Source organism: Glaciimonas immobilis (assembly GCF_011947285.1).
GTDB lineage: Bacteria > Pseudomonadota > Gammaproteobacteria > Burkholderiales > Burkholderiaceae_D > Glaciimonas > Glaciimonas immobilis.
In genome coordinates this window covers 854,785-876,908 of record NZ_JAAOZT010000002.1, presented here as the reverse complement: position 1 = coordinate 876,908, position 22,124 = coordinate 854,785, and the positions used below count along the sequence as shown (strand labels likewise).

At 48.3% G+C, this 22,124-nt stretch carries 21 protein-coding genes; 3 read left to right on the top strand and 18 right to left on the bottom strand.

Going from position 1 to position 22,124, the window contains the following annotated elements; genetic code table 11:
• Positions 1–19 precede the first annotated feature (19 nt).
• On the top strand, positions 20–529 hold the full coding sequence (locus HAV38_RS06265) for a nucleoside deaminase (RefSeq protein ID WP_168053398.1): 510 nt from the start codon (positions 20–22) through the stop codon (positions 527–529).
• 480 nt (positions 530–1,009) lie between these two features.
• The gene (locus HAV38_RS06260; RefSeq protein ID WP_168053396.1) at positions 1,010–1,654 is read left to right on the top strand and encodes a class I SAM-dependent rRNA methyltransferase; all 645 of its coding nucleotides are present in this window, start codon (positions 1,010–1,012) and stop codon (positions 1,652–1,654) included.
• Between the two features lie 187 nt (positions 1,655–1,841).
• On the opposite strand, the gene HAV38_RS06255 is transcribed toward HAV38_RS06260, so the two are convergent.
• Positions 1,842–2,132 carry a putative quinol monooxygenase gene (locus tag HAV38_RS06255; protein ID WP_168053394.1) on the bottom strand — a complete coding sequence of 97 codons (291 nt, stop codon included), beginning with the start codon at positions 2,130–2,132 and terminating at the stop codon, positions 1,842–1,844.
• Positions 2,133–2,283: 151 nt separating this feature from the next.
• Here HAV38_RS06255 and HAV38_RS06250 point away from each other — a divergent pair, with 151 nt between their 5' ends.
• Positions 2,284–2,841: a hypothetical protein gene (locus HAV38_RS06250; RefSeq protein WP_168053392.1), complete on the top strand. Its 558-nt coding sequence runs from the start codon at positions 2,284–2,286 to the stop codon at positions 2,839–2,841.
• Positions 2,842–2,862: 21 nt separating this feature from the next.
• Here the strand turns inward: HAV38_RS06250 and HAV38_RS06245 are convergent, their stop codons facing one another.
• The 17 genes from HAV38_RS06245 to acnA form a co-directional block, all read right to left on the bottom strand.
• A complete protein-coding gene (locus HAV38_RS06245) occupies positions 2,863–3,576 on the bottom strand; it encodes an HAD family hydrolase (RefSeq protein WP_168053390.1) in 714 nt (237 codons plus the stop codon).
• 379 nt (positions 3,577–3,955) lie between these two features.
• A complete protein-coding gene (locus HAV38_RS06240; RefSeq protein ID WP_168053388.1) occupies positions 3,956–4,192 on the bottom strand; it encodes an H-NS histone family protein in 237 nt (78 codons plus the stop codon).
• A gap of 1,086 nt (positions 4,193–5,278) precedes the next feature.
• A complete protein-coding gene (locus HAV38_RS06235) occupies positions 5,279–5,635 on the bottom strand; it encodes a hypothetical protein (RefSeq protein WP_168053386.1) in 357 nt (118 codons plus the stop codon).
• Positions 5,636–6,270: 635 nt separating this feature from the next.
• Entirely contained in the window at positions 6,271–7,053 is a 783-nt protein-coding gene (locus HAV38_RS06230) for a peptidylprolyl isomerase (protein WP_168053384.1), read from the bottom strand.
• A 127-nt stretch (positions 7,054–7,180) separates the two neighbouring features.
• Positions 7,181–7,450 carry a BolA family protein gene (locus HAV38_RS06225; protein WP_375791650.1) on the bottom strand — a complete coding sequence of 90 codons (270 nt, stop codon included), beginning with the start codon at positions 7,448–7,450 and terminating at the stop codon, positions 7,181–7,183.
• A complete protein-coding gene (locus tag HAV38_RS06220; RefSeq protein WP_168053382.1) occupies positions 7,447–8,067 on the bottom strand; it encodes a septation protein A in 621 nt (206 codons plus the stop codon). Before HAV38_RS06220 ends, HAV38_RS06225 begins: the two co-directional genes overlap by 4 nt.
• A gap of 101 nt (positions 8,068–8,168) precedes the next feature.
• Positions 8,169–8,567, bottom strand: coding sequence for a peptide-methionine (R)-S-oxide reductase MsrB (gene msrB, locus HAV38_RS06215; RefSeq protein ID WP_168053380.1), 399 nt, complete (start codon positions 8,565–8,567; stop codon positions 8,169–8,171).
• Between the two features lie 139 nt (positions 8,568–8,706).
• Positions 8,707–10,209, bottom strand: coding sequence for a protein adenylyltransferase SelO (locus HAV38_RS06210; protein WP_168053378.1), 1,503 nt, complete (start codon positions 10,207–10,209; stop codon positions 8,707–8,709).
• A 758-nt stretch (positions 10,210–10,967) separates the two neighbouring features.
• Positions 10,968–11,258, bottom strand: coding sequence for a hypothetical protein (locus tag HAV38_RS06205; protein ID WP_168053376.1), 291 nt, complete (start codon positions 11,256–11,258; stop codon positions 10,968–10,970).
• Positions 11,259–11,300: 42 nt separating this feature from the next.
• Positions 11,301–11,534 carry a hypothetical protein gene (locus tag HAV38_RS06200; RefSeq protein ID WP_168053374.1) on the bottom strand — a complete coding sequence of 78 codons (234 nt, stop codon included), beginning with the start codon at positions 11,532–11,534 and terminating at the stop codon, positions 11,301–11,303.
• A gap of 648 nt (positions 11,535–12,182) precedes the next feature.
• The gene (locus tag HAV38_RS06195; RefSeq protein ID WP_168053372.1) at positions 12,183–12,998 is read right to left on the bottom strand and encodes a ferredoxin--NADP reductase; all 816 of its coding nucleotides are present in this window, start codon (positions 12,996–12,998) and stop codon (positions 12,183–12,185) included.
• Positions 12,999–13,104: 106 nt separating this feature from the next.
• Positions 13,105–14,451, bottom strand: a complete 1,347-nt coding sequence (locus tag HAV38_RS06190; protein ID WP_168053370.1) for a sensor domain-containing diguanylate cyclase — start codon at positions 14,449–14,451, stop codon at positions 13,105–13,107.
• Entirely contained in the window at positions 14,448–14,840 is a 393-nt protein-coding gene (locus tag HAV38_RS06185; protein ID WP_245182216.1) for a PAS domain-containing protein, read from the bottom strand. The genes HAV38_RS06190 and HAV38_RS06185 overlap by 4 nt, the downstream gene beginning before the upstream one ends.
• Positions 14,841–15,227: 387 nt before the next feature.
• On the bottom strand, positions 15,228–16,658 hold the full coding sequence (cls, locus tag HAV38_RS06180) for a cardiolipin synthase (RefSeq protein ID WP_245182215.1): 1,431 nt from the start codon (positions 16,656–16,658) through the stop codon (positions 15,228–15,230).
• Positions 16,659–17,141: 483 nt separating this feature from the next.
• On the bottom strand, positions 17,142–17,447 hold the full coding sequence (locus tag HAV38_RS06175) for a hypothetical protein (protein WP_168053368.1): 306 nt from the start codon (positions 17,445–17,447) through the stop codon (positions 17,142–17,144).
• Between the two features lie 162 nt (positions 17,448–17,609).
• Positions 17,610–18,866: a DUF2863 family protein gene (locus tag HAV38_RS06170; protein WP_168053366.1), complete on the bottom strand. Its 1,257-nt coding sequence runs from the start codon at positions 18,864–18,866 to the stop codon at positions 17,610–17,612.
• A 274-nt stretch (positions 18,867–19,140) separates the two neighbouring features.
• Positions 19,141–21,864, bottom strand: coding sequence for an aconitate hydratase AcnA (gene acnA, locus HAV38_RS06165; protein WP_168053364.1), 2,724 nt, complete (start codon positions 21,862–21,864; stop codon positions 19,141–19,143).
• Between the last annotated feature and the right edge of the window lie 260 nt (positions 21,865–22,124).

Here is a 22,124-nt window from a genome sequence, read left to right as displayed (position 1 = left end):
TAATCAGGAGACCAATGTAATGACGGGCGACGCCAAAATCGAAAACTCACATCTTACTAAACGAGATATGGCGCTCTTGCGTCACGCAATCACATTATCCAACGAGTCGAGACAACGCGGTCGCCATCCGTTCGCCGCCCTGGTCGCCGATGAGAATGGCATTATTGTCGTCACCGCCGGTAACAATTCAATGCCACCGGAAGGGGATCCGACCCAACACGCCGAGCTCGTCGCTGCAGCGCGCGCTGCACAGAAGTTCAGCCCCGAACAACTCGCCAAGAGTACGCTTTATACCAGCGCCGAGCCGTGCTGCATGTGCTCAGGTGCGATTTATTGGACCGGTATCGGTCGTGTGGTGTACGCATTGTCTGAGCATACTTTGCTCGGACTAACAGGTGATCACCCGGAAAATCCCACCTTTTCGCTGCCGTGCCGTGAAGTGTTTCTCCGCGGTCAACGGCAAATTGAGGTTATCGGTCCACTATTGGAGGATGAGGCCGCTAAAGCGCATGAAGGATTTTGGAAATAACAAGAACGAGCGTAATGCTCTAAATTAAACAGGACGTTGTAAGTGATTGTAAAGAAGCATTGTCAGTCGCATCAACCCGGTTATAGTTGGCCTGTCTCCTCCAACACCTCCTAAGGTTTGGTTTTAGCCCGCGACCGCAAGGTTATGCGGGCTTTCTTTTTTTCCGCTATACAAGTTAGATGGTGTAACGCCAGCTCATCCTTAGCGCAAATTGTCTTGAAGTCGTTCCTAAGTGCTAAAAGTACCGAAGCAACGGACGAAATCCCAACGTGGCTGATGATACGTGTAAAATTGTTTACCATTAAGAATGGTCCCATGCGCAGTACCTACTATCAGTGTTGATAGCCAAATTAAACGAGGCCCTGATTTTTCGGGGCGTTTTTTTTAATTGGCTGTCTCGTCATGATGTGCGCGCACGCTGACCGCTTGGTAAATAATATTGCGTTTTATCTTGAATAATCACATTTGGAAATAAGTATCATGCTCGTCATTACCATTAAGCAAGGCAAGGAAAAAAGTCTGTTAGTTCGGCAGCCATGGATTTATGCCTCTGCCATTGAGCGGGTCGAAGGCAAGCCCGGAGAAAATATGCAGCTTGGCGCGACCGCGCTGGTGCATTCGTCTTCCGGTAAATTTTTGGCGCGTGCTGCGCACAGCCCTAAATCCGAAATTAGGGCACGAGTTTGGACTTTTGACCAAAATGAGGCGGTCGATCATGCATTCATGAAACGCCGCGTCAAGGCCGCAGTCGCTGCACGCAGTTTGGCCGCGGGTAGAAAAAATAGCGCCGCTACCGACGTAGTGCGTCTGGTATTGGCAGAAAAAGATGATCTACCGGGTTTATTGGTGGATTGGTACGGTGGCCGTCAAGGTTATCTTATTTGCGAATTTCAGGCGGCAGGGGTGGAAGCCTGGAAGGTGCCAATTGTTAAGGCATTGATGGCCGAAACGGATTGCCTCAACGTATACGAACGTTCCGACGAACTGATCCGCAAAGGCGAAGGTTTGCTCAACGTATCGGGCGTGTTAGCCGGTGAAGAGCCGCCGGATGAAACGCAATTTACGGAAAACGGCGTGCGTTTTGCGCTGGATATCAAAACGGGAAAAAAGAGTAAATATCGGTAAATCGAGATTTACTCTTTGTCTTTGGGCTCATCAAGAAATTGAATAATTACGCGATTACTTAATTAGTTGATTACTTGATGACTTGATGACTTGATGACGCATGAGAAGATAAGCCTGAAGGCGTTATGCTTTTTCGCACTCCGCTCTAGCAACCGCAGGGTGAGACGCCAGTAATAAATCTCAGGCGTTATCCTAAACTTTCCAGGATCCGCAAGGTGCTGCTCTCTACCAGGTCGCCAGCTTGGGCAATCCATGCGACGACGTGCGGCGCTTTAAAGTGCTGATGCAGCAATTCGCGACTTTCCCAGCGCTCATAGAATACGAAGGTGCGCGGATCATCCAGGTCGCGATGCAGGTCATATTGAAGGTAACCCGGATCGGCCTGGCTTGGCGCAATCAACGCACGCATCGCGGCTTCCATTTTTTGTTCCTGACCAGGTTTGGCAGTGTTGATGGAGATGACGGCTATTTGGGACATGTTTTCCTCTATTTGGTTGATACTTTATAATCGGCAGCCTAGCAAAGATACAGTAAAAAGATAAAGTAAAACTCAGCAAGGCGCAACAGTTCAGGCAACTCATACAAACGTTGCAGAATCCTTCGATTGCCCATCATATAGAAAGTCCGTAATGAGTGAAAAATTAGCGCCAGCGACCAGCGAAGATTTTCTTCCTGTGGGCATGCTTGCCAGTGGACGCGGCCCGGCCAAGGCAATGGAGAGCGTTGCCAAACGAAATATTAATGTGGAGGGCTGGGAGCCGTTTCACTATGAGCAAATTTCGGCCACGGAATATGAAGTGACAGGTGGGATTCCTGCGATGATCGGTGGCGCAAAAAAATGGCCGGAACCGCACACAACGGTGATTGTTCTAGAGCAGGAACTGACGCAAGAGTTGCAGGCAAATGCCGTAACAGACATGCCGTCTGTCGGGGAGATTGCGCCGGTTATAAGCGACGCTGTGCAAACTGCTGTTTTGGTACCTACCTTTTCAGCGTCGGCGAATTCGCATACCCGCCCGCAATTCATGACCGTTATCCTGCGCATGCCGGACGATGAGGCTGGCCATCGGCGTCTGGCCGAAATGCTGGCTTTGAACAAAAATTTCTTTGGCGCGGACGTGGTATCTACCGCTTTTCAAAACGATATTATGGTGAGTGCATCGCTGCAAAAAACTATTTTAAAATAAAAGCCAGGATCACATTTGGCGTTAATTTGGTGGTTTCAAAGCCTGGCCAATCGGGTTGAGTCCAAGGCCATGCAGTACGCGTTCGCGCAATTCTGCGGACGTTTGGGAGATGATTTCTTCGGGCACCTTGAATTTTCGCGTGAGGCGCTTATGGCTTTCAAAGCCATACGACACCATAAACGGATGCATGCCGGACTGAATCCCTGCAAGAAAATCCTTCTCCTCATCACCGCAAATATAACAGCGCGCAGGATTGATATTAAAGTGTTCTCGGGCGGCGCGGAATTGTACCGTCTTTTCTTGGCGTACAGGTATGTGAGCAAAAAAATCCAGCGCATCAAGATCAATGTCATGACGTCGAAACAGCAAGCGTAGCGTCTCCTCGGGCTCGTTGGTGATGTTGCGGGTGACCAGACCGACAATCACATCCGGTGCGGCGATCAAGGTTTGAATGAGTTCTGCTATACGGGGATAGAGTTGCGCTTCCTCACGATACACCTCGGTAAGCGTTTGGATGATTTGTTTGCGGCTTTGCTTGCCTATCTGCTTTTTGATATTGGAAGGAAAGTCTCGTAAGCCACCAAGATATTTAAAAATATGGCGCCGCTTCTGAAAACTCTCTTCATCTCCGATCGTCATATTATGTCGCGCAAAGGTCTTATCGATGGCGTTAAATGCGTCTATGGTGGTGCCATCGGCATCCAGAATAATCAGTCGCTTGTTGTCGGTGTACATATCTTACCCGTGATGTTATTTGTTAAAATTTATGAAGGCATTGCAGCGGCTATAAGCACGGCGATTCCGTCAGCACCCTACCTAAATTATGTGACATGATCGTGACGTTAGTGAGCGACTGGTTATTTACGATGCCATAAGTTGCCGGATTGTCCGCGCTAACGGGATGTGAACGATGATTATAGAAAAAAGATTTCTATTTTTGGTAATAGTCGCTCAGGCGAGCAAGGCGTAAAAAAACCACGTGTATGAACGTGGTTTTGGCGGAGCAAGGAGCAGAAGTACAAGTGGTGCACAGTCTTTGCTAGCGCTGATTTTTGTATGATAAGTGTCCAACCTTGCGCCCGATTCCATGAAGCATCTATGACGCCTCCGTAACTTACATCTCGGTGTGTTCCGATGCTGGCTGCTCTGGTTCATTTGAGCCTAGCGGTGCTGGTGATGTTTTCATCACGCGCTTTTTGCCCATGAGGCCCAAATCTGCCCCGGTAATGCCATATTCCTGCATCTTGGTTTTGATTTCAAGAATAACGTCTGCGAGTTCGACCTTACGAACTTCTTCGGCTTGCTGGCGCAACTGTTCAATTTGCTCTTGTAGTTCTCTATATGTAGACATGTCTAAGGCTCTCTTATGCTGGTCAGCCGAGAAGTATACATTAAGCACGCGCCTAAGCGATCAGCGCTTTAGAAAATCGGTTAATAATTTTACGGACGGCTATCTTTAGTCTTAAGGGAGCGTTTTCAACGCTTAACAAGGACCTTAATCAAATGCCGGAGGAGGGCCACGCGACCGTTTCAGACCGCCCTGATAGAGCCGGACAAATTTACGAGCTTGCAAAAGATTTGACCTCAGATGACAACTCTCTCAGACATGAATGTCTGCAAATAACTGCACATTTTTAACTAAGGCTTCAACATGGTGCGTTACTTAATCGCCTTGTTATCGGCGGCAGGCTTGCCTTTTGCGCCGCTGCACAAGCATATGAATATTGTCACCCATCGCAAGTCGCAAAATGACACAAGCCGCGAACAGTATGAAGCATTAATTTGCAATACCTTGTTGGCTTAAAGGACATGGCGCACGCGGTGCATGTCCAAAACCCGGGCCCGCAAATAGAGATGCGCTACACGGCTATGCCTTCCCAACTGGCTGATGGTCCGGAGACCGCGGTCTTATTCAGTACAAACTGGATGACCCACATTGAGCGGTTCGGCCTAGAGCGCGCACAGCGTAGCACGCAAGGAGGCGCTAACTAGGTCCCACGCGCCCCTATTGCCGTCCTTGACAGCAGTAAAGATGGCTGCGTTTCAACGCTGAAAGGGGATTTCTCCACGAAGCCAGAAAATATTTGGATGTCGTTTCGGCAATAATTATTCTGCTGCTAAAAAGCAGGGTCTCTATTACAAAGTCAGCCATTTATTGTATTTTTGACTAGCTTATTTGATAATAATTCACTATTCTAAGGGGTCTGCTGTGAAGCACCGATAATATTTATCGAATATCTATCAGGACATACTTGCATTGATCGAAAAAGGGTTGCCCGTTGCGAATGAAAGATTGCGACAGATTTAACGGTCAATACTATGCCAAGATGCGGCTGAAAAATTGTGAAAGCAGACCTGTTTATTCGCTCACCGGGGGTTTGTGGTAGTGGGGATAAAACAGTGAATCTCCGGGTAACCGAGATCAGCGTTAACAAATTTAACCAAAAACGGGGCTTAGAAGAATGAAATATTTTTCAATAACGTGGATATTTAACGCATTCGGGAATATCTTGCTGATCATGCTCCTATCTGGATGCGCGCCCGGTACCCTAAAAACTGTTGAACTAAAACCGCTGCTGGTTACAACGGGTACGTCAGTTGTCAGCGGATCTTTCGGTTTTTGCGACAAAGAAGGCGTGACTCCCGTATCGACTTTTTCTTCAGCACCGCCAACGGTCATGGTCGGGTACGATGATTTTTTTAAGGGTGGCAAGGTACCTTTTGCTTGCGATGATGTGCGCGTGTCCACATTCAAAGGCGGAGTAAAATTTGACGTCAGCCAGTTCGACAGCATTACCAATGCGGAATTATTGCTTGATACGATCAGGTCTGTATCCCGCGACGATGGCAGATTAATCGCCACAGAGGTACCGATTTCCTATGCAAACAAACTTTGTATGTCTACGGAAATTTATGCGTCCCCGATGCTCTGCGATAACCATACGCGATTGCCGGTGGGAGAAACTATTAAGGTCAGAGTGTCTGAGCAAGTGGGTGATTGGGTAACGATGAGTCGCAATAATTTCGGGTTTGTTCTGAAAGGCCCTCGCCCAGAGTTTTCAATACAAACACCACCGCGAGATAACAATGCGAAGGTAAGTTGGTACAGTAACTTTCGTCTGCGCGTTACATATCAGCCTGCGCTTAATTCCCGGGCTCCGCAGTAACTCGAGCCGTGCAATCAAAAGTCGGTGTGAAATGCCATGTTGAAAGTAGTGATTTGGTAGATGAAGGAACTATAATAGTGCTACCTCGGCAGCCATCTCTCGGAATATATCGGCAAGTGATATTTCATTCCGAATAAGCTGTTCGCTCATAAACAATACCCATAAAAAAACGCTCCCTAGAGCGTTTTTTTTATTACACAACGACGCGCAATTTAGTAATAATAAGCAACGTCGCTATGTAAACGGATTCAGACGATAAAGATTATTGAATCTTTGCTTTTGCGCGCAACTCTTGTTGATATGCTTGCAGTTTTTTCTGTTGTAGCGCTTCAGTGATTTGCGGTTTGACTTCAGCCATGGCAGGAATCTTGGCTGGACGTGACTCTTCCAGTTGGATCACGTGATAGCCGAATTGTGTCTTAATCGGTGTTTCAGTGTACTGGCCAGGCTTCAACGCGATCAGTGCGTCAGAAAATGGCTTAACGAAAGAAACCGGGGTTGCCCAGCCTAGATCGCCGCCATTAGCTGCAGATCCTGGATCTTTGGATTGTTTGGCCAGATCTTCGAACTTTGCACCGGCTTTTAGTTTGGTGATAATGGTTTTTGCGTCCGCTTCGTTTTCTACCAGAATGTGACGCGCATGATATTCCTTGTCGCCAGCTGACGCTTTGAACTTATCGTATTCTGCTTTAATGTCTGCATCGCTGACTGGATTCTTTTTAACGTAATCCGCTACCAATGCGCGGATCAGGATTGACTGACGAGCGATATCGATTTGCGCCTTAACATCTGCTGAGTTCCCAAGGCCTTGTTTTTCAGCTTGCTGAATTAATACTTCGCGATTAATTAGCTCTTCTTTAACCATTGCGCGCAATTGCGGAGAGTCGGGCTGGCCGTTACCTTGCGCAGCCATTTGTGAAATCATCAGGTCGGCGCGGGAAGAGGGAATCGCCTTGCCATTAACCACGGCGAGGTTCTGGGCAAAAGCGGGTAACGCGGCTGCAGCAAAAAGTACCACCAGCAAGTGAGCAGGTTTAAAAGTCATATTCAAATCCTAAATAGTATGGGGAGTTGTTAAAGAATAAAACAGAATATAGCGAGAAATAGAAGAATGTTTTAATTGATATGTAACTAAACTTCATCAAGGATTACAGTTTTGCGTTTTAAAGAGTTCAACACTCCGATGGCGCCAACGCAGTAATCGCCAAGGCATGAATTTTATGTTGCATCATGTCATCTAAACAATCATACACCAGACGATGGCGACTTATACGATTTTTCCCTTCAAAAACCGTCGAAATTAACCTAAGTCTGTAATGACTACCGCCCGATGCCGCCCCGGCATGCCCCACATGCATAGCCGATTCATCCTCCAGTAGACATTCCGTCGGCAAAAAAGTTGCAAGCAACCTCTCCCGAATTTCCTCTAGTTGCGACATCATTTAGGCTCCTTGATGTGTTTGGAGAGAAAAAGACTCTGACCAATCACAAACGCAAACATTAATCCCATGCCCCCAAACAGTTTGAAATTTACCCATGTATTGAGAGAGAAATTAAACGCGACATATAAATTTAGTAGCCCCATGAAAATAAAAAAAGCGCTCCATGCGAAGCCGACTTTGGCCCAGATTGGCTCTGGCAAGGCCATCTGTTTTTCCATCATTGTACGAATCAAGTTCTTTTTCATTATCAACTGACTACCCAGAAGTGCTGCCGCAAAACACCAATACAAAACGGTAGGCTTCCATTTTATAAACGCATCATTATGGAAGTAAATAGTTGCGCCGCCAAAAACTGTAATAATTATCAGGGAGACCCAGAGCATGGGATCTACTTTTTTACGTCGGCTTAGCAAATAACCGATCTGGACCAGTGTGGCGACTATGGCCACAGCCGTCGCCAATATTATTGGTGCTTGCGCTGCGGTAACGACGCCGCCTGACACAAAACCAGATAAATATTGGGAGACGAAAGCTTGCGCGGCGTCGGTATGGCCTTCGCCCCACTTAAAAATACCGAAAAAAAGTATTACCGGAAATAGGTCAAACAAAAACTTCATGGACTTTACTTTCGTAATTGTGCGGAGCTTGCTCAGACAAACGCAGTTGCGCGACGTGATCAAATAAACTTAAAAGCGTAACTTAATTGCACTTCAATGAATCATGCTGGATCAAATCTGAGCGAGGCGGAGTTAATGCAATATCTTAAACCGGTAGGCGGAGGGCCGTCAGGAAATACGTGCCCAAGATGCGCGTCGCATACGTTGCATAAAATTTCGGTACGGGTCATCCCATGAGCGCGGTCAATCCGTTCGCGGACATTTGCTGCATTAATGGCTTTGAAATAACTTGGCCAACCGCAACCGGAATCGAATTTAGCATCGGATTCAAATAGGGGCGTATCGCAGCAGATGCACGTATAAATGCCATGATCATGATGATCCCAGAACTTTCCCGAAAACGCGCGCTCGGTCGCTGCCTTGCGCGTGACTTCGTATTCCATCGGTTCTAGTGCCGCACGCCATTCTGATTCGGTCTTGGTGACTTTCGTATTACCCATGGTGTTCTCCTATTTTTACCGGATAGTTTTTGAATGTCTCTGTGAGAATGTATGAGCGCTTTCTTTTCCACTTGCCTTAATGCAAGGAAACCAATTTGCTCACTCCGTTATCGTGTACACCTGCTAAACAAATATATGTTTATGAAGAACAACTCACTTCCAGTCCGTTTGCCCAATCTGGCGGCAGCGCAGCATAATGCTCATGCTCAGGCTGCTCATCAAATGGCCGCTGTAAAATGTGCAGTAACTTTCCGACTTCGGAGTAATCTTTGTTCTGTGCTTTTTCGATAGCCACCTGCGCCAAATAATTACGCAGAATATATTTGGGGTTGGTTTGGTGCATTTCAAGGCGACGAATCTCGTCCTGGCTATTTTCGGCTATCAATCGGATTCTATATTGTATCGCCCAAGCGTCAAAACCGGCGCGGTCTATAAATAGATCCCGTAATATCGCATCGGTTTCTGGACGCGCACATTTTAACTCGCCTAGCTTACGAAAGAATAGGGTGAAATCAGTATGGTTAGCTTGCATTAACGCAAACAACGTATCGAATAACTTGGCGTCTTCCGCTTGAGCAGTGCATAGGCCTAGCTTTGCATGCATTAATTCATCAAACTTTTGTGTGTATTGAAGTTGATAATCTTTCAGTGCATCTTCGGTCTCTTCGACGCTGCCAATTAATGGCAATAAAGTCTGGCCTAAGGCGTAACAGTTCCAATGGCCAATTTGCGGTTGCATATTATAAGCATAGCGTCCTTGTTGATCGGTGTGATTACAGATATGACGAGGATCGTAGGCCTCCATAAATCCGAACGGACCGTAGTCTAATGTAAGGCCCAGGATCGACATATTATCGGTATTCATAACGCCATGCATAAATCCGACTGCCTGCCATTGCGCTATAAGGTGCGCGGTGCGCTTGGTCACTTCGACCAACAAGTCGTGGTAGCGATTTTCGCTGGCCACTAGTTCTGGATAAAATTGCGCAATCACATAGTCGGCCAAAATTCTTAGTGAGTCATATTGCTTGTTATAAAACCAATGTTCAAATGAGCCAAAGCGCACGAAACTTGGCGCTAGCCGCGTCACCACAGCGGTCGTTTCTGGCGTTTCTCGCATAATAAATTGATCGGAGCCGATAACACTTAAAGCACGCGATGTCGGAATGTGGAGCGCGGCCATGGCTTCCGAGCATAGATACTCGCGAATTGATGAACGCAATACCGCACGACCATCACCCATGCGCGAGTAAGGCGTTGCCCCTGCACCTTTTAGTTGTAGTTCGATGCGACCAGCACTGCCGTCTTGTGCGGGTGTATCGCCCAACAATATCGCCCGTCCGTCGCCTAACTGCCCTGCCCATTGTCCAAATTGATGGCCCGAGTACACCGCAGCCAGTGGTTGTGAGTCATCCAGCAGTTGATTGCCGGAAAAAGTTTCAATAAATTCTTTTGAGGAAAACGCAGCGTGATTAAGGCCAATCATAGCGCCTGCTGCAGGATTCGCGTCAACCAGATAGGGCGCGGGCACCGGCGTCGGCATCAGTCTCGTATAAAAATTCGACGGTAATGCTGCAAATCCGTTACTAACAGAAAGGTCGATAAATGCTTCTTTTCTAGTGTTTACCGTTGAGTCAGACATGCAGGTTCCTTCGTGGTCAAAATGTGGTTTCATGCCGTATTTTGACAGAGATCGCGGATGTCGTTTTCAACCATTCTCAATTCTTGCCTCAATTCTTGCCTCAATTCTTGCACCTGCTAACTTTTGTACTGAGATTCGACTTATAACTCTACCGGCATTTTGAACTATAACGTTCAACTTTATAGTTCAAAATGCCGGGCCGCCATCTGAAACCATTTAATCCAAAGCAATAGGGTTTTCAGGTTCGGAGCTAGAGGGTTTTATAGTATTTACAGCACCTACAAAATCGTCCTCAATAAGTGATGTTGACGCCTCTTTAATCAAGCGCTTGACAAGGCATCCCAAGCGTCTACCACCTCACGGAATGCGTCGACTTCAATTGGTCAAAATCGTGTACCTGCTTCTCTTCGCTTCGGCAATATTCAATCCCGTCGCATAGATATTTCCTAACCTGATCAGCGTCAAAAATATCGCCTTTATACAACTGTAAAAAAACCTCGGCCAATATCTTCACTGTCTCCATTGCCCTGGCTTCCAGAGCGCCTCGTAAAGCGCTGGACCCGTCGCTCCCTTTGCCGGACAGAATTTTAAAAGTTGCTTGCGACGTGAGTTTTTTTGTTCTGCCTGACGGACAAGTACACTGCAAAATACCCGAATCGGACTGGAAAATCCCGCTCTTGCTCCGACCGTTAACAATAGTATGAAAGGTGTACGCTCATTTAACGCCCCCATTAAAAATTGCGTGCGCTCGTCACTGTTTAAGAAGTCGGGTTATCTTCATTAAGAAAAATGTCGCAAAACACCTGCATCGGACCAGCCTGTCCTTCCAAAAATGCGTTGCTCGCAGCAGATGTGCGATTGGTGCAGGTGCCAAATAAAAGTCGAAATCGTTGTAACGGCGTGAGGGCATGCGATTTATTTTCATCCAATAGTGCCTCGCAAAAAATACGCCTTAGTTCTGCGTGGCCTTCACCGTATGCTTTTGCCAAAGCGCACTTGCCTTCGTCTGAAACCCCAGCCAGACAATCAAAAATCTGTGCTGGGGTCAAAAGTGGACGTTCCCCCTGCCCAAGCGCCAACACTTTTTCGATTTACATGTTAACTTGTAGCGCGTCCCCACGCCCGATAGCGATGTTGAAAGCGGATAAACCAGCATTTTTGCTATTCAAAATTTGCGTAAGATTTAGTGCCGATATCAAATTTTGGACCGAGGCTTCCTTTAATATATCGAGAGAGACAGCGATCGCATTGGCGTCCACTCCGGTTTGCATCGCGGTAACCAAGAGGGGAGTGTTATACATATCTTTAGATTCAAGGATTTCCATAGCGCTCTTCGAACACATTTTCAGCACGACGCATGGAGTGGGAAACCGGGTCGCTGCGGGACGGGCTGTAATTAGATAGGGGGGAATTTTCTCCTAATTTTAAATTTTGCGCTAGTGCCTCTGAAAGTATTAAACGACGCTCATACATCGATAATTTTTGGATATTTCCTTCGTGCTGTATGAGGTATTCCGCAATGCCTTCAGGCACCAATTTTAAAAATAGCGCTTTTATTTTCGTGGGGGAATTAGGTTAATACGAAACCACGGGAAAGGGTGGCATGCAGAATGCACCTCGGGGCAGGATATAGGTGTAGAGCATAGTCTGCGAAGCTGAGGGCAGGCCTGCAAAAAAGGTCCATTTTGCGGCAGGAGCAGATCCACGAGGGGTGCCGAGGATTAGAATGCGCTGGGCTAATCAGATTCTCTGCCTGCGTTGTAGGGGAGGGGCGCTTGATTTGGTGAGAGCAAACGCGACTAAAAAGGACACAAAAATAATCTACAGGTGAATGATTTTTGGAATGCCGTCCTCAGACGTTGCCACAAGAAACTATATTTTGAACGCACTTACATGGCGGGGCGATGATGAAACAAGAGGTGCGCTAACACTTAAAGACAAGGGCAGCGGTGGGATGGCTAACAGGCTATATTTCACCAATAGTCTTCAGTCACAAATTGCCCGGGAACAGCCTTGCGGCAAGGTCGCATGCCACGTTGATAGAGGATATTTCTGGTTGCCGTTATCATGTCTGGATTGCCACAGATCATTACGCGGGAGGAGTCGACGGTGATCGGACGTCCTGCGGTACTTTCAAGTGCGCCATTTTCCAGGATAGTCGTGATGCGTGCATGTAAATGACGCGGACCTGTCGTGTCGGTGTCTCGTGTGGTTGCAGGAATTAAAACCAACTGCGCACCACCTTCCGCTAAGGCAGGACGTTGCGGCAAACTCTGCAATAACGGCTGATAAGCCAATTCTTCAGTGTTTCGCACGCAATGCACCAGCACCAGGTTGCGGAATCTTTTCCATACCGACGGATCTTGCAAAATGGAGATGAAGGGTCCAAGTCCGGTGCCGGTGGCCAGCATCCAGAGGTCTTCACCGTCAACGAATCGATCTGTGGTCATGAATCCATAACTGAATTTTTCCACGAATATCTGGTCTCCAGAACGCAGATTGCACATCAGCGCAGAAAAAGGGCCGTTCGGTACCAGAATAAGAAAGAACTCAAGCTCAGTTTCGTTTGGAGCAGATGTCACCGAGTAGGCGCGCGACACAATCTCACCACTCTCGGTCACGAGTCCAAGGCGCGCAAACTGACCGGGGGTGAATTGATAGCCCGGCGGACGCGTACATCTGAATGACAGCAACGTCTTGGTCCAATAATGCACGCTGGTGACGGTTTCAGTTGTATGTTTTGGGCTATTGCCTGCGCTAATTATGTTACTTTTTACGTCATTGGTCATATGGTCAGAAAGAAAGTGAAAAAGCGATAAAAACCGCTTGCTGAAACTGGGTATCGACTACTTGGTGCGCGGAGCCTGATACCTGACGTTGGGACGAATGCAGGGGTCAAGTCCGCAATGCGCGCTTTAGACCATTCCAGATTTCCACCTTGTTACGTCCCGTTTCTTTCGCAATATAAAGCGCTGTATCGGCACGCGCCAATAAATCGTCGAAGCCGCGCACCGATTCGTCCATCACGCTGATACCGATGCTGATCGTATATTTTATTTCGCCACCTTCAAATGTAACGCATGCTGCCTCGACCCGCTTACGGAAGCGTTCCGCTAACTGGAAAGCACCTTCACTATCGGTTGAAGGTAGCAACGCGGCAAACTCTTCGCCGCCAATGCGCGAAACCGTATCAATTTCACGCATGGACTCCCCCAACGCGGAGGCAAGGTCGCAGAGCACCAGATCGCCTGCAGCATGACCATAGGTGTCGTTGACCTTTTTGAAAAAGTCCGCATCGATAATCATCAATGAGAGCGGGCGAGGATGCCGATGCCAGCGCTTCAATTCAAGTTCAGCGGATTCAAAAAGCGTACGCCGATTCGCGATCCCCGTCAAATAATCGGTCGACATGGCGTTTAGTCGGGCGCCGGCGTCGCGCGTACGAGCGGTAATGTCTCTTATGATCAATGCGTAGCGCTTTTCTTCCTGTAATACAGAAGGCGCGCCGCCACCGGTTTCGGCTACCATCTCCTCAATGGGCACGATCATGCTACTGCTCCAGAAGCGGGAGCCATCGCCTTTCATGCGCCAGCCTTCGCTTAAACTCCAGCCGTCTTCGTCGGCCTCTCTTAGGTAGTCTGTCATGCGGTCAATGGAAATGCCTTGATCTTTATAAAAGACCGAAAAATATTTCCCCACGACTTCCTTTGCGGTAAATTTCGTCACCCTTCCTATGCTTGGGTTCCATTCCTGAATGCGTCCATCGTGATCCAGGCTCATCAACGCGTAATCAGTGACACCGGCAGTGATCGCGTTGAGCCAGGCGGTGTTGTACTTTAATTGGCGCTCCTGCGCTATTACCTGTGTCATATCTGTGAGAACTGCCATAAGTCGGTCTGGAGCCAGTTTGATTAAACTTATTCCAAGCATTTTGGGCTCTTCCTTACCACGAATTCCTCCCGTTAGTTGCGCCCTGAATCCCTCGCAAATTGCGCCCTGCGGTGATATAAAATCTTCCGCCATGCCCCGTAATTCGGGGGCGACTGATTCGAGGACTTTAAAAAGGTTAGCCAGGCCGCCGTCTTTAGAAAGAGGCATTAACAATTGCGCCGATAAGGGATTCATGAGCTCAACCTCACCGGCGGCACTGGTTTGCACGAGGCCAACTGGGGCGAGATAAAGAAATTGCAGTAATGCTTCATGCTCAACTGCCAAATCTTGCGTTCCGCTATGAGCGCTCATAGAGCGCGTTGTACCAGAATGAACTGAAGGTCCAGGTCCGGACTAGACAAAAGCCGGAGTTTTACCTGAACCGGTCGCATGCGTAAAGTGAGGACGTAATCGATAACCATATCCAGGGGAGTGTGCTTTTTTTGCGCATCTTCGAAACGTCGTGCGACCATAAAGTTATTCATACAGGGCGCTACGTTGATAAACAATAGCGCACCTCTTATATTGTCTGCGCGAAGCCCAGCCAATTTGGCTTCATAAACGTTGTAGCGGTGGACAACGCCCGCTCGGTCGAAGCCAATCACGCCAAAGTCTAATGCGTCAAGTTCCTCCGTGGACGCGTGAGCAATCGATGAAATCAGTGCTGCCTGATTAAATTGAAAATTAGCCATTTCAAGCATGTTATCTCCGCAGGTTTTTTAACTAAAATAAAGTTAAATATCAATGAAATATGGCAGAAAAAGCTAGCACTAAAAAGTTAACACTAACAGTGACGTCAGAAAGGAAGTTTGTGCACGCAGAATAAAGTGCACAATTTTTGAAAGAAAATCGGTGACAGCAAACGTTTTGCTAAGTGAGGACTTTTGATGGTCAGTTATGACCCGGCGCGGAAGGCGCAGAGAGTTGCGCCGGTGCCATTGCTACAAATTATGTTTCATAATACCGTAAAACGAGACTGGTCGACGGGTCTTTATTCGCATCGCCCCGGTTGCCCAGGACAGCCAGATCCAAAGAAATGTTGCATGCGTAATTTCCACCACAGTATCTATTTCTGCGGCGACACTCTCTTAAAGCCAATAACCTAATGATCGGGCTGCCCATTCCTTGATACGGTCAGCGAAAGATCGGCGGCTCCACTCATCCTTAGTGATTTCATCCGAAGTGCTGAGGTCATCATCAAACGCATTTTCCATCTCGCCACCAAATTCCTCGCCTAGAACCACTACATTAGCTTCGTAATTATGAAGGAAGCTACGTATATCCATATTTGCAGATCCTACCGTAGACCAGTTGCCGTCGATTACTGCGGTTTTAGCGTGCAGTATTGCCACTTGCAGTCGATAGATCTTAATGCCCGCTGCAAGCAGTTGATCGTAATATGATTGTCCCGCCTGCGATGCGAGACCGCTATCAGAAACGCTGGGGAAAATCATTGAGACCTCCACACCGCGTTGCGCGGCGTCGGTCAAGGCCTTGACCATTTGTTGATCAGGGGCGAAGTAGGGCGTTGTAATATGGATAGTTTTTTTTGCATTCTGAAGCGCCTGCATGTAGGCTTTATACAAGATAAAATCGCCATCAGGCCTGCTGATCAAAACGCGCACAACTTTATCGCCGCTTTTTTGAAGGGGCGGAAAGTACGCTAAATCCGGCAAGTCTTCTGTTCCCTGCCGGGCCCATGTGCGCATGAAAGATAATTGCAGAAATGCCGCCGCTGGGCCTTCGATCATAATATGTGTATCGCGCCATCCGATGATGCCGTGAGTATTTTTTTGTGAGCGAAATAATGAACTATTTGCGTAGGCTGCGCTGATGTTTACGCCTCCAGTAAAGGCAGTTTTTCCATCGACGACCAAAATTTTGCGATGGTCTCGATTATTTAGCCGCCATGCGCCGATACGCTTAAGGGGATTAACCGGATTAAACTCTACCAACTTAATCCCAGCGCTGCGCATACGCTCAAAAAAATCCGCCGGGGTTCCTATCGTGCCCACGCTATCGTAAATTATGTTGACCTGCACCCCGGCACGCTGCTTTTCGATTAATAAATTTGCAAACTTTAAGCCAAGGGGATCTTGATCAAAAATGTAGGTTTCTAAATTGATATTATTTTTTGCGTGTGCAATCGCCTCAATCATTGCGTTTAGCGTTTGAGGACCGTCGAATAATAACGTTACTTTATTACCTTTAATTGGTGGTGCCGTCGCGGCCGCATTTTCCAACGCGGCCAGTCTTTGCAGGTCAACGTGTGAGTGGCGTAATCGCGATACCAAAACCGATGACGCGCGGAGGTTTTCTTGTCGGTCTTTGAGGGCCAGCGAGCCAGCGACCGGTTGCTCATTGAGCGTACTGACATCGGGTAACGACGCGCAGGAGGAGGCTGCCAACCCTAATATCGCGACCAACAGGATTCGGCCTAGAGGAACAAATAGCGCAAGATTGGATCGCGTAGTGAGCCCCGTAGCGAATCTCTCGACAAATTGCATGGTGAATTTCATGGCGCGTCTCGTAAAAAATTTGGTAGAAAATCTCATCAGGTATTGTCATCCCAGGTCTAACAAGGGCGCTGGCAGGCCCACTATTTCATCGTCAGTATATAGGCAAATGGTTATTTCCCTAAAAGCACCAATCCCAGGTCAAGCTGTAAGGGAGCGAAATCTATTCAACGGTGCTTGTGCAAACAGAAAGTATTAAACAATGCAGGTGGGGGTAAAAGCTGGGCTTTTGGTCGATGGAGTCAAGAGCTACTATCATTCGGTGATTTGATCACTAAGCGTCTACCCGCGAGCGTTAGATGCGTAATGGTGTGAGGAATAGTGGCGTTCCTGGCCATCCAGCCGCAACGTATTTTACGACGGCATAACCGACTCTTTACGACATGCAATGAATGCTCTGCTGTATGTCCTGGTCAACTCAAAACAGTCAAAGTCTGATATTCGGTCCTAGCATATTGGCTGTCACGGTCCGCGTGAAAAATCCATTCAGGTGCGAGCTGGCGCATTTGGAAGGCCTGAGATAATGCCCGCCAAATCAAGTGCGTGTGTATCGTAGGTAAACGCGTCTAGCCGACAATTTTCCGTGGATATAAATGCATCACCAAAGCCAGACATGACCAGCCTTGTCGGGTTTGGATAAGTCATATCTGAGACCCAGGAAAGGTCAGGATGCGCCAGGTTAAATTGCCGATTAAGAATATTATCGGCGACAGGCATGTAATGTTTGCTATCGGTCGTATCGATAAATTTACGCTTCCATACTGGCCGACATTGGGCTTCACGCGACAGCACTGCAAAACCGTAAGAGCGGCATTCGTCATGCTATGAATGAGCTTGTATCTCAGTTTTCAGACAGTACGGTGGTGCCAGAAACCGTCATTCTTCTAATCGACAAAATTTGCAAAACATCGCCAGAAGCGCAAATTGTGAATTTTAAATCTGTATCTTTTCTGGTCAATGAAAGTGTGCGGACCCGCTCGGTGGCGCGTCTTCTGGCATTTCAGGATGTACCAGTTCGCCTTCTGGATCGGCGTAAAATGGCGAACCGCAATCGTCGCAAAATTCCATCGCGAATAATTCATCATGACGCTGTATGTCACTGATGCCGCACTCGCGTAGCAACGACAGAATTTGTTCTAGCGGCGTTTGACCTTCGGTCTCGATATCTGTTGGGTCAGGCGGCTCCTCGATAGCTTCTTCTTGTCCATATAGCGGCCACACTACGCCGTAGATAATTTCAGTGGTTTGTCCGATGGAAAATCCTATGCGGTATTCGTCTACACGATCGCTCTCTGGCTGCTCGCTGAAACGACCAATAGTAACGTGCAGATCTTTGCTTTCGATTTCCAGCGTGGTGGAGAGGTAATAACTAGCGGCACGCAAAGAGACCGGCCGAATTTGCTTGTCGCCCTCACGACAGGCGACAAAGTAGGCCTCTGGTAGCAATAAGTCGATCCCGCAGCCGGGCAGGAGCCGACTGACATTAGGCGTTACCTGTGCCAGCCAATGCTCTAATGCAACGCTTTTTTTGGTTGCAGTGCTGGATGCGCTGATGTTACTGCCACTCAGTGCGCCCGGTTGCCAGCAAAAAAATGCGTGTCCGGTTGGCACCACCAAGGTAGCCAGCAAATATCGCGTGTCGGCCAAAAATGGGGCGGTTTCAGGGGCGTTGGGTGGATTGGTAACAATGGCCCCGGTAAGCGCTGCTTGCGACATACGATGCATTAAAGCGTAGGTGTCGGCGTGTGAGCGCGGCAACTGATCAATGGCATACAAGGTCGGCATCAGGGCAACGCGGACATCGGAAGCCAGTATATGTGCGTGCATATGACCTGTTAAGGTGGCGACCATATCGGGCGGAACGCTTCCTGAAGCAATTGAAAACCGCGTCCAGGCCAACACCGGTATAGCAATTAATAAGGTGTCATAGCGCAACCCCCCATGCTCGATCGTCGAAGATTCGCTACAGGCTTCGACTGCATCCATCAAGGCTTCATACGCGTCTGCCTGCTCGGGAAATAGCTGTTCCAGTGCACTATCGATTGGTTCCTGATGATGGCTTTTAAGGAGCTTGCTCAGATGCGTATCGAGCTCGTGCTCCCAAGCCCGTTGCTCTATGCGGCTAGAGGCAAGAACCAGTGCTTGGGCGAGTTCAGTCAGTCGGTGGCTGTCGGTGGAGAACTTACGTGGTGTTTTAGACGGACGGCGCATGATGGTTTGGTACTTTGCGTTGTGAACGAAGAAAATTGCTTAATTGATGTCTTCTATTGTAGTGGACTATCGACGCGGTGACGAAAAAAAACGCCAGCCTAAGTAAATAGTCCGGCGTTTTTTGCTACCCTTTAGCGGTCGTGCTTGTTGCAGCAGCGCATGCTACTGGTACTAAACACATTGCTTTAATACATCGTGTTAAAACATTTACTATGCAACGAAACTGCGACTGGTTGCCGGTCTATACATCAACCGCGACCAGCCGCAACTTACCTTATGCTGCCAGCAACTGACGCAACACGAATGGCAGAATACCGCCGTGTTTGTAGTAGTCAACTTCAATAGGTGTATCAATGCGCAGCAATACAGTCACTTCTTGCGTATCGCCGTTTGCACGATGAATGACAAGGATGGCATCTTGTTGTGGCTTGATTTCACCGTCAATACCTTTAAGGTCAAACGTTTCGTCGCCGGTGATGCCCAGCGTAACGGCGCTGTCGTCGCCCAGAAATTGCAGTGGCAATACGCCCATGCCGACCAGGTTTGAACGGTGAATACGCTCAAACGATCGTGCAAAAACTGCTTTCACGCCGAGTAGTTGCGTACCTTTAGCTGCCCAGTCACGTGACGAACCTGTACCGTACTCTTCGCCTGCGAAGACCATGGTTGGAATGCCGTCATTGACATATTGCATCGCTGCATCGTAAATCGACATTTCAACAGCGGCAGGTTGATGCAGGGTGATGCCGCCTTCAACACGTGAACCGTCTGGTGTTGCCGGGATCATCAAGTTTTTGATACGGACGTTAGCAAAAGTGCCGCGCATCATGATTTCATGGTTACCACGGCGTGAACCGTAGGAATTGAAGTCAGCCTTCAGGACACCATTTTCTGCCAACCATTTACCAGCAGGGCTGGATTCTTTGATCGCACCGGCTGGTGAGATATGGTCGGTTGTGATGGAGTCGCCAAAGACGCCCAAAGCGCGCGCGCCGGTGATGCCGGTAGCAGCCGGTTTCGGCTCCATGGTGAAGTCCTGGAAGAACGGTGGTTCAGCAATGTATGTCGAGGTTGGCCAGTTATAAACTTCACCTTGTGCCACGCCTTTAATGCCTTCCCACAGCTTGCCCGGTGCGCCTTTTACGTCTGCGTAGTTTGCCTTGAAAGTCTTGGCATTCATCGCAAATTTCATTAGCTTGGCAACTTCTTGCGAAGTAGGCCAGATGTCGCCCAGATAGATATCTTTGGCTTTACCATCTTTGCCTTTACCACGGCCAACTGGCTCAGTCATCAGATCGCGCGTCATGTTGCCGGCGATGGCGTAAGCCACAACCAACGGTGGCGATGCCAGGAAGTTAGAGCGAATGTTCGGATGAATCCGTGCTTCAAAGTTACGGTTACCCGATAGGATCGCTGACGCAACGACGTCGTTTTTAACAATCGCTTCGTTCATCGCTGGCGTCAAATCACCAGCATTACCAATACAAGTGGTGCAACCGTATGCAGTGACGCCAAAGCCCAGCTTTTCCAGGTACGGAAGCAGTCCGGCAGCGGTCAGGTATTCGGTCACAACACGTGAGCCAGGCGCGAGCGAGGTCTTGATGTGTGGTGAGACTTTAAGGCCCGCTTCAACCGCTTTTTTAGCTAGCAAACCAGCCGCCAGCATGACACTTGGGTTGGAGGTGTTGGTGCATGAAGTGATCGCTGCAATCAATACATCGCCGTTCATCAGCTTAACGCCATCAGCGTTGACATATTTAGCGTCGAGGTCTTCGGCTTTCTTGTTGAAACCGCTCTCTGCAGCAGATTTACTGAACAATTCAGCGAAGTTGTTTTTTACATTGCCGATTTCGATACGGTCTTGTGGACGTTTCGGACCCGCCAATGATGGTGCAACTGTTCTTAAATCAAGTTCGATAACAGTGGTGTAATCGATGTCGCCTTCTTTTGGAATGCCGAACAATTTTTGTGCGCGGAAATAGCCTTCGAAAGCGGAGATTTCAGCCTTGCTGCGCCCGGTGCCCTTGAAGTAGTCCAGCGTTGCTTCATCAACCGGGAAGAAGCCCATCGTTGCGCCATATTCTGGTGCCATGTTGGCGATGGTTGCGCGGTCTGTCAGGCTGAGGGACGCAGTGCCTTCGCCGAAGAACTCAACAAATTTGCCAACAACCTTTGCTTTACGTAGCAGTTCTGTGATGGTCAGGACCAAGTCAGTTGCGGTACAACCTTCGCGCAATTGGCCTACCAGATTGACACCGACAACGTCCGGTGTCAGGAAGTAAACCGGTTGACCCAGCATACCCGCTTCCGCTTCAATACCGCCAACACCCCAGCCGACTACGCCGATACCGTTAATCATGGTGGTGTGGGAGTCAGTACCGACCAATGTATCCGGGTAAAACACGTCACCCTTTTTGTGCACGCCGCGTGCGAGGTATTCCAGATTGACCTGGTGGACGATACCGAAGCCTGGAGGAACAACGCCGAAAGTATCAAATGCCTGCATGCCCCATTTCATGAACTGATAGCGCTCGTTATTGCGCTGAAATTCCAGTTTCATGTTGAGGTCGAGCGCTTTCTTTTCACGGAAATGATCGATCTGCACAGAATGGTCGACAACCAGATCCACTGGCACCAACGGTTCAATATTTTTTGGATCTTTGCCGAGTTGGGCGGCGACGTTACGCATCGCAGCCAGGTCAGCCAGCAGTGGTACGCCGGTGAAATCCTGCAGGACTACGCGAGAAACGACAAAAGGAATTTCTTCCGTACGTGCGCCAGTTGCGCTCCATGCAGCCAGTTGCCGAACATGTTCTTCAGTTACTTTCTTGCCATCGCAATTACGCAATACTGATTCCAGCACGATACGGATGGAGACCGGAAGGCGTGAAATGTTAATACCGAGTTTTTTTTCAAGTGCAGGCAATGAATAAAATTTGCCTTTCTTGGTATCGGAAATTTTAAATTCCTTGAGCGTGTTCAACGTGTTGCGAGACATGATTTCTCCTTAATTAACAATCCAGGTATTACGGTAATGGGGTACATCTTTGGCACGCATTCAATAGATGAACGGCACTGGTTTACATCTGGCCAGTGTCAGCACGCGAAAATCTCGCACTCTTCCTGACCTAAATTAAAAATTTTAAGCCTGCAAAGAGTCTTTGAACGTTCTTAACGACTTAGAACCCGCTTGCGATCAGCGACGCACGGGCATTATTTGCTGAAAAGGGCGCGAAATATCGGAACGGTCTTGATATC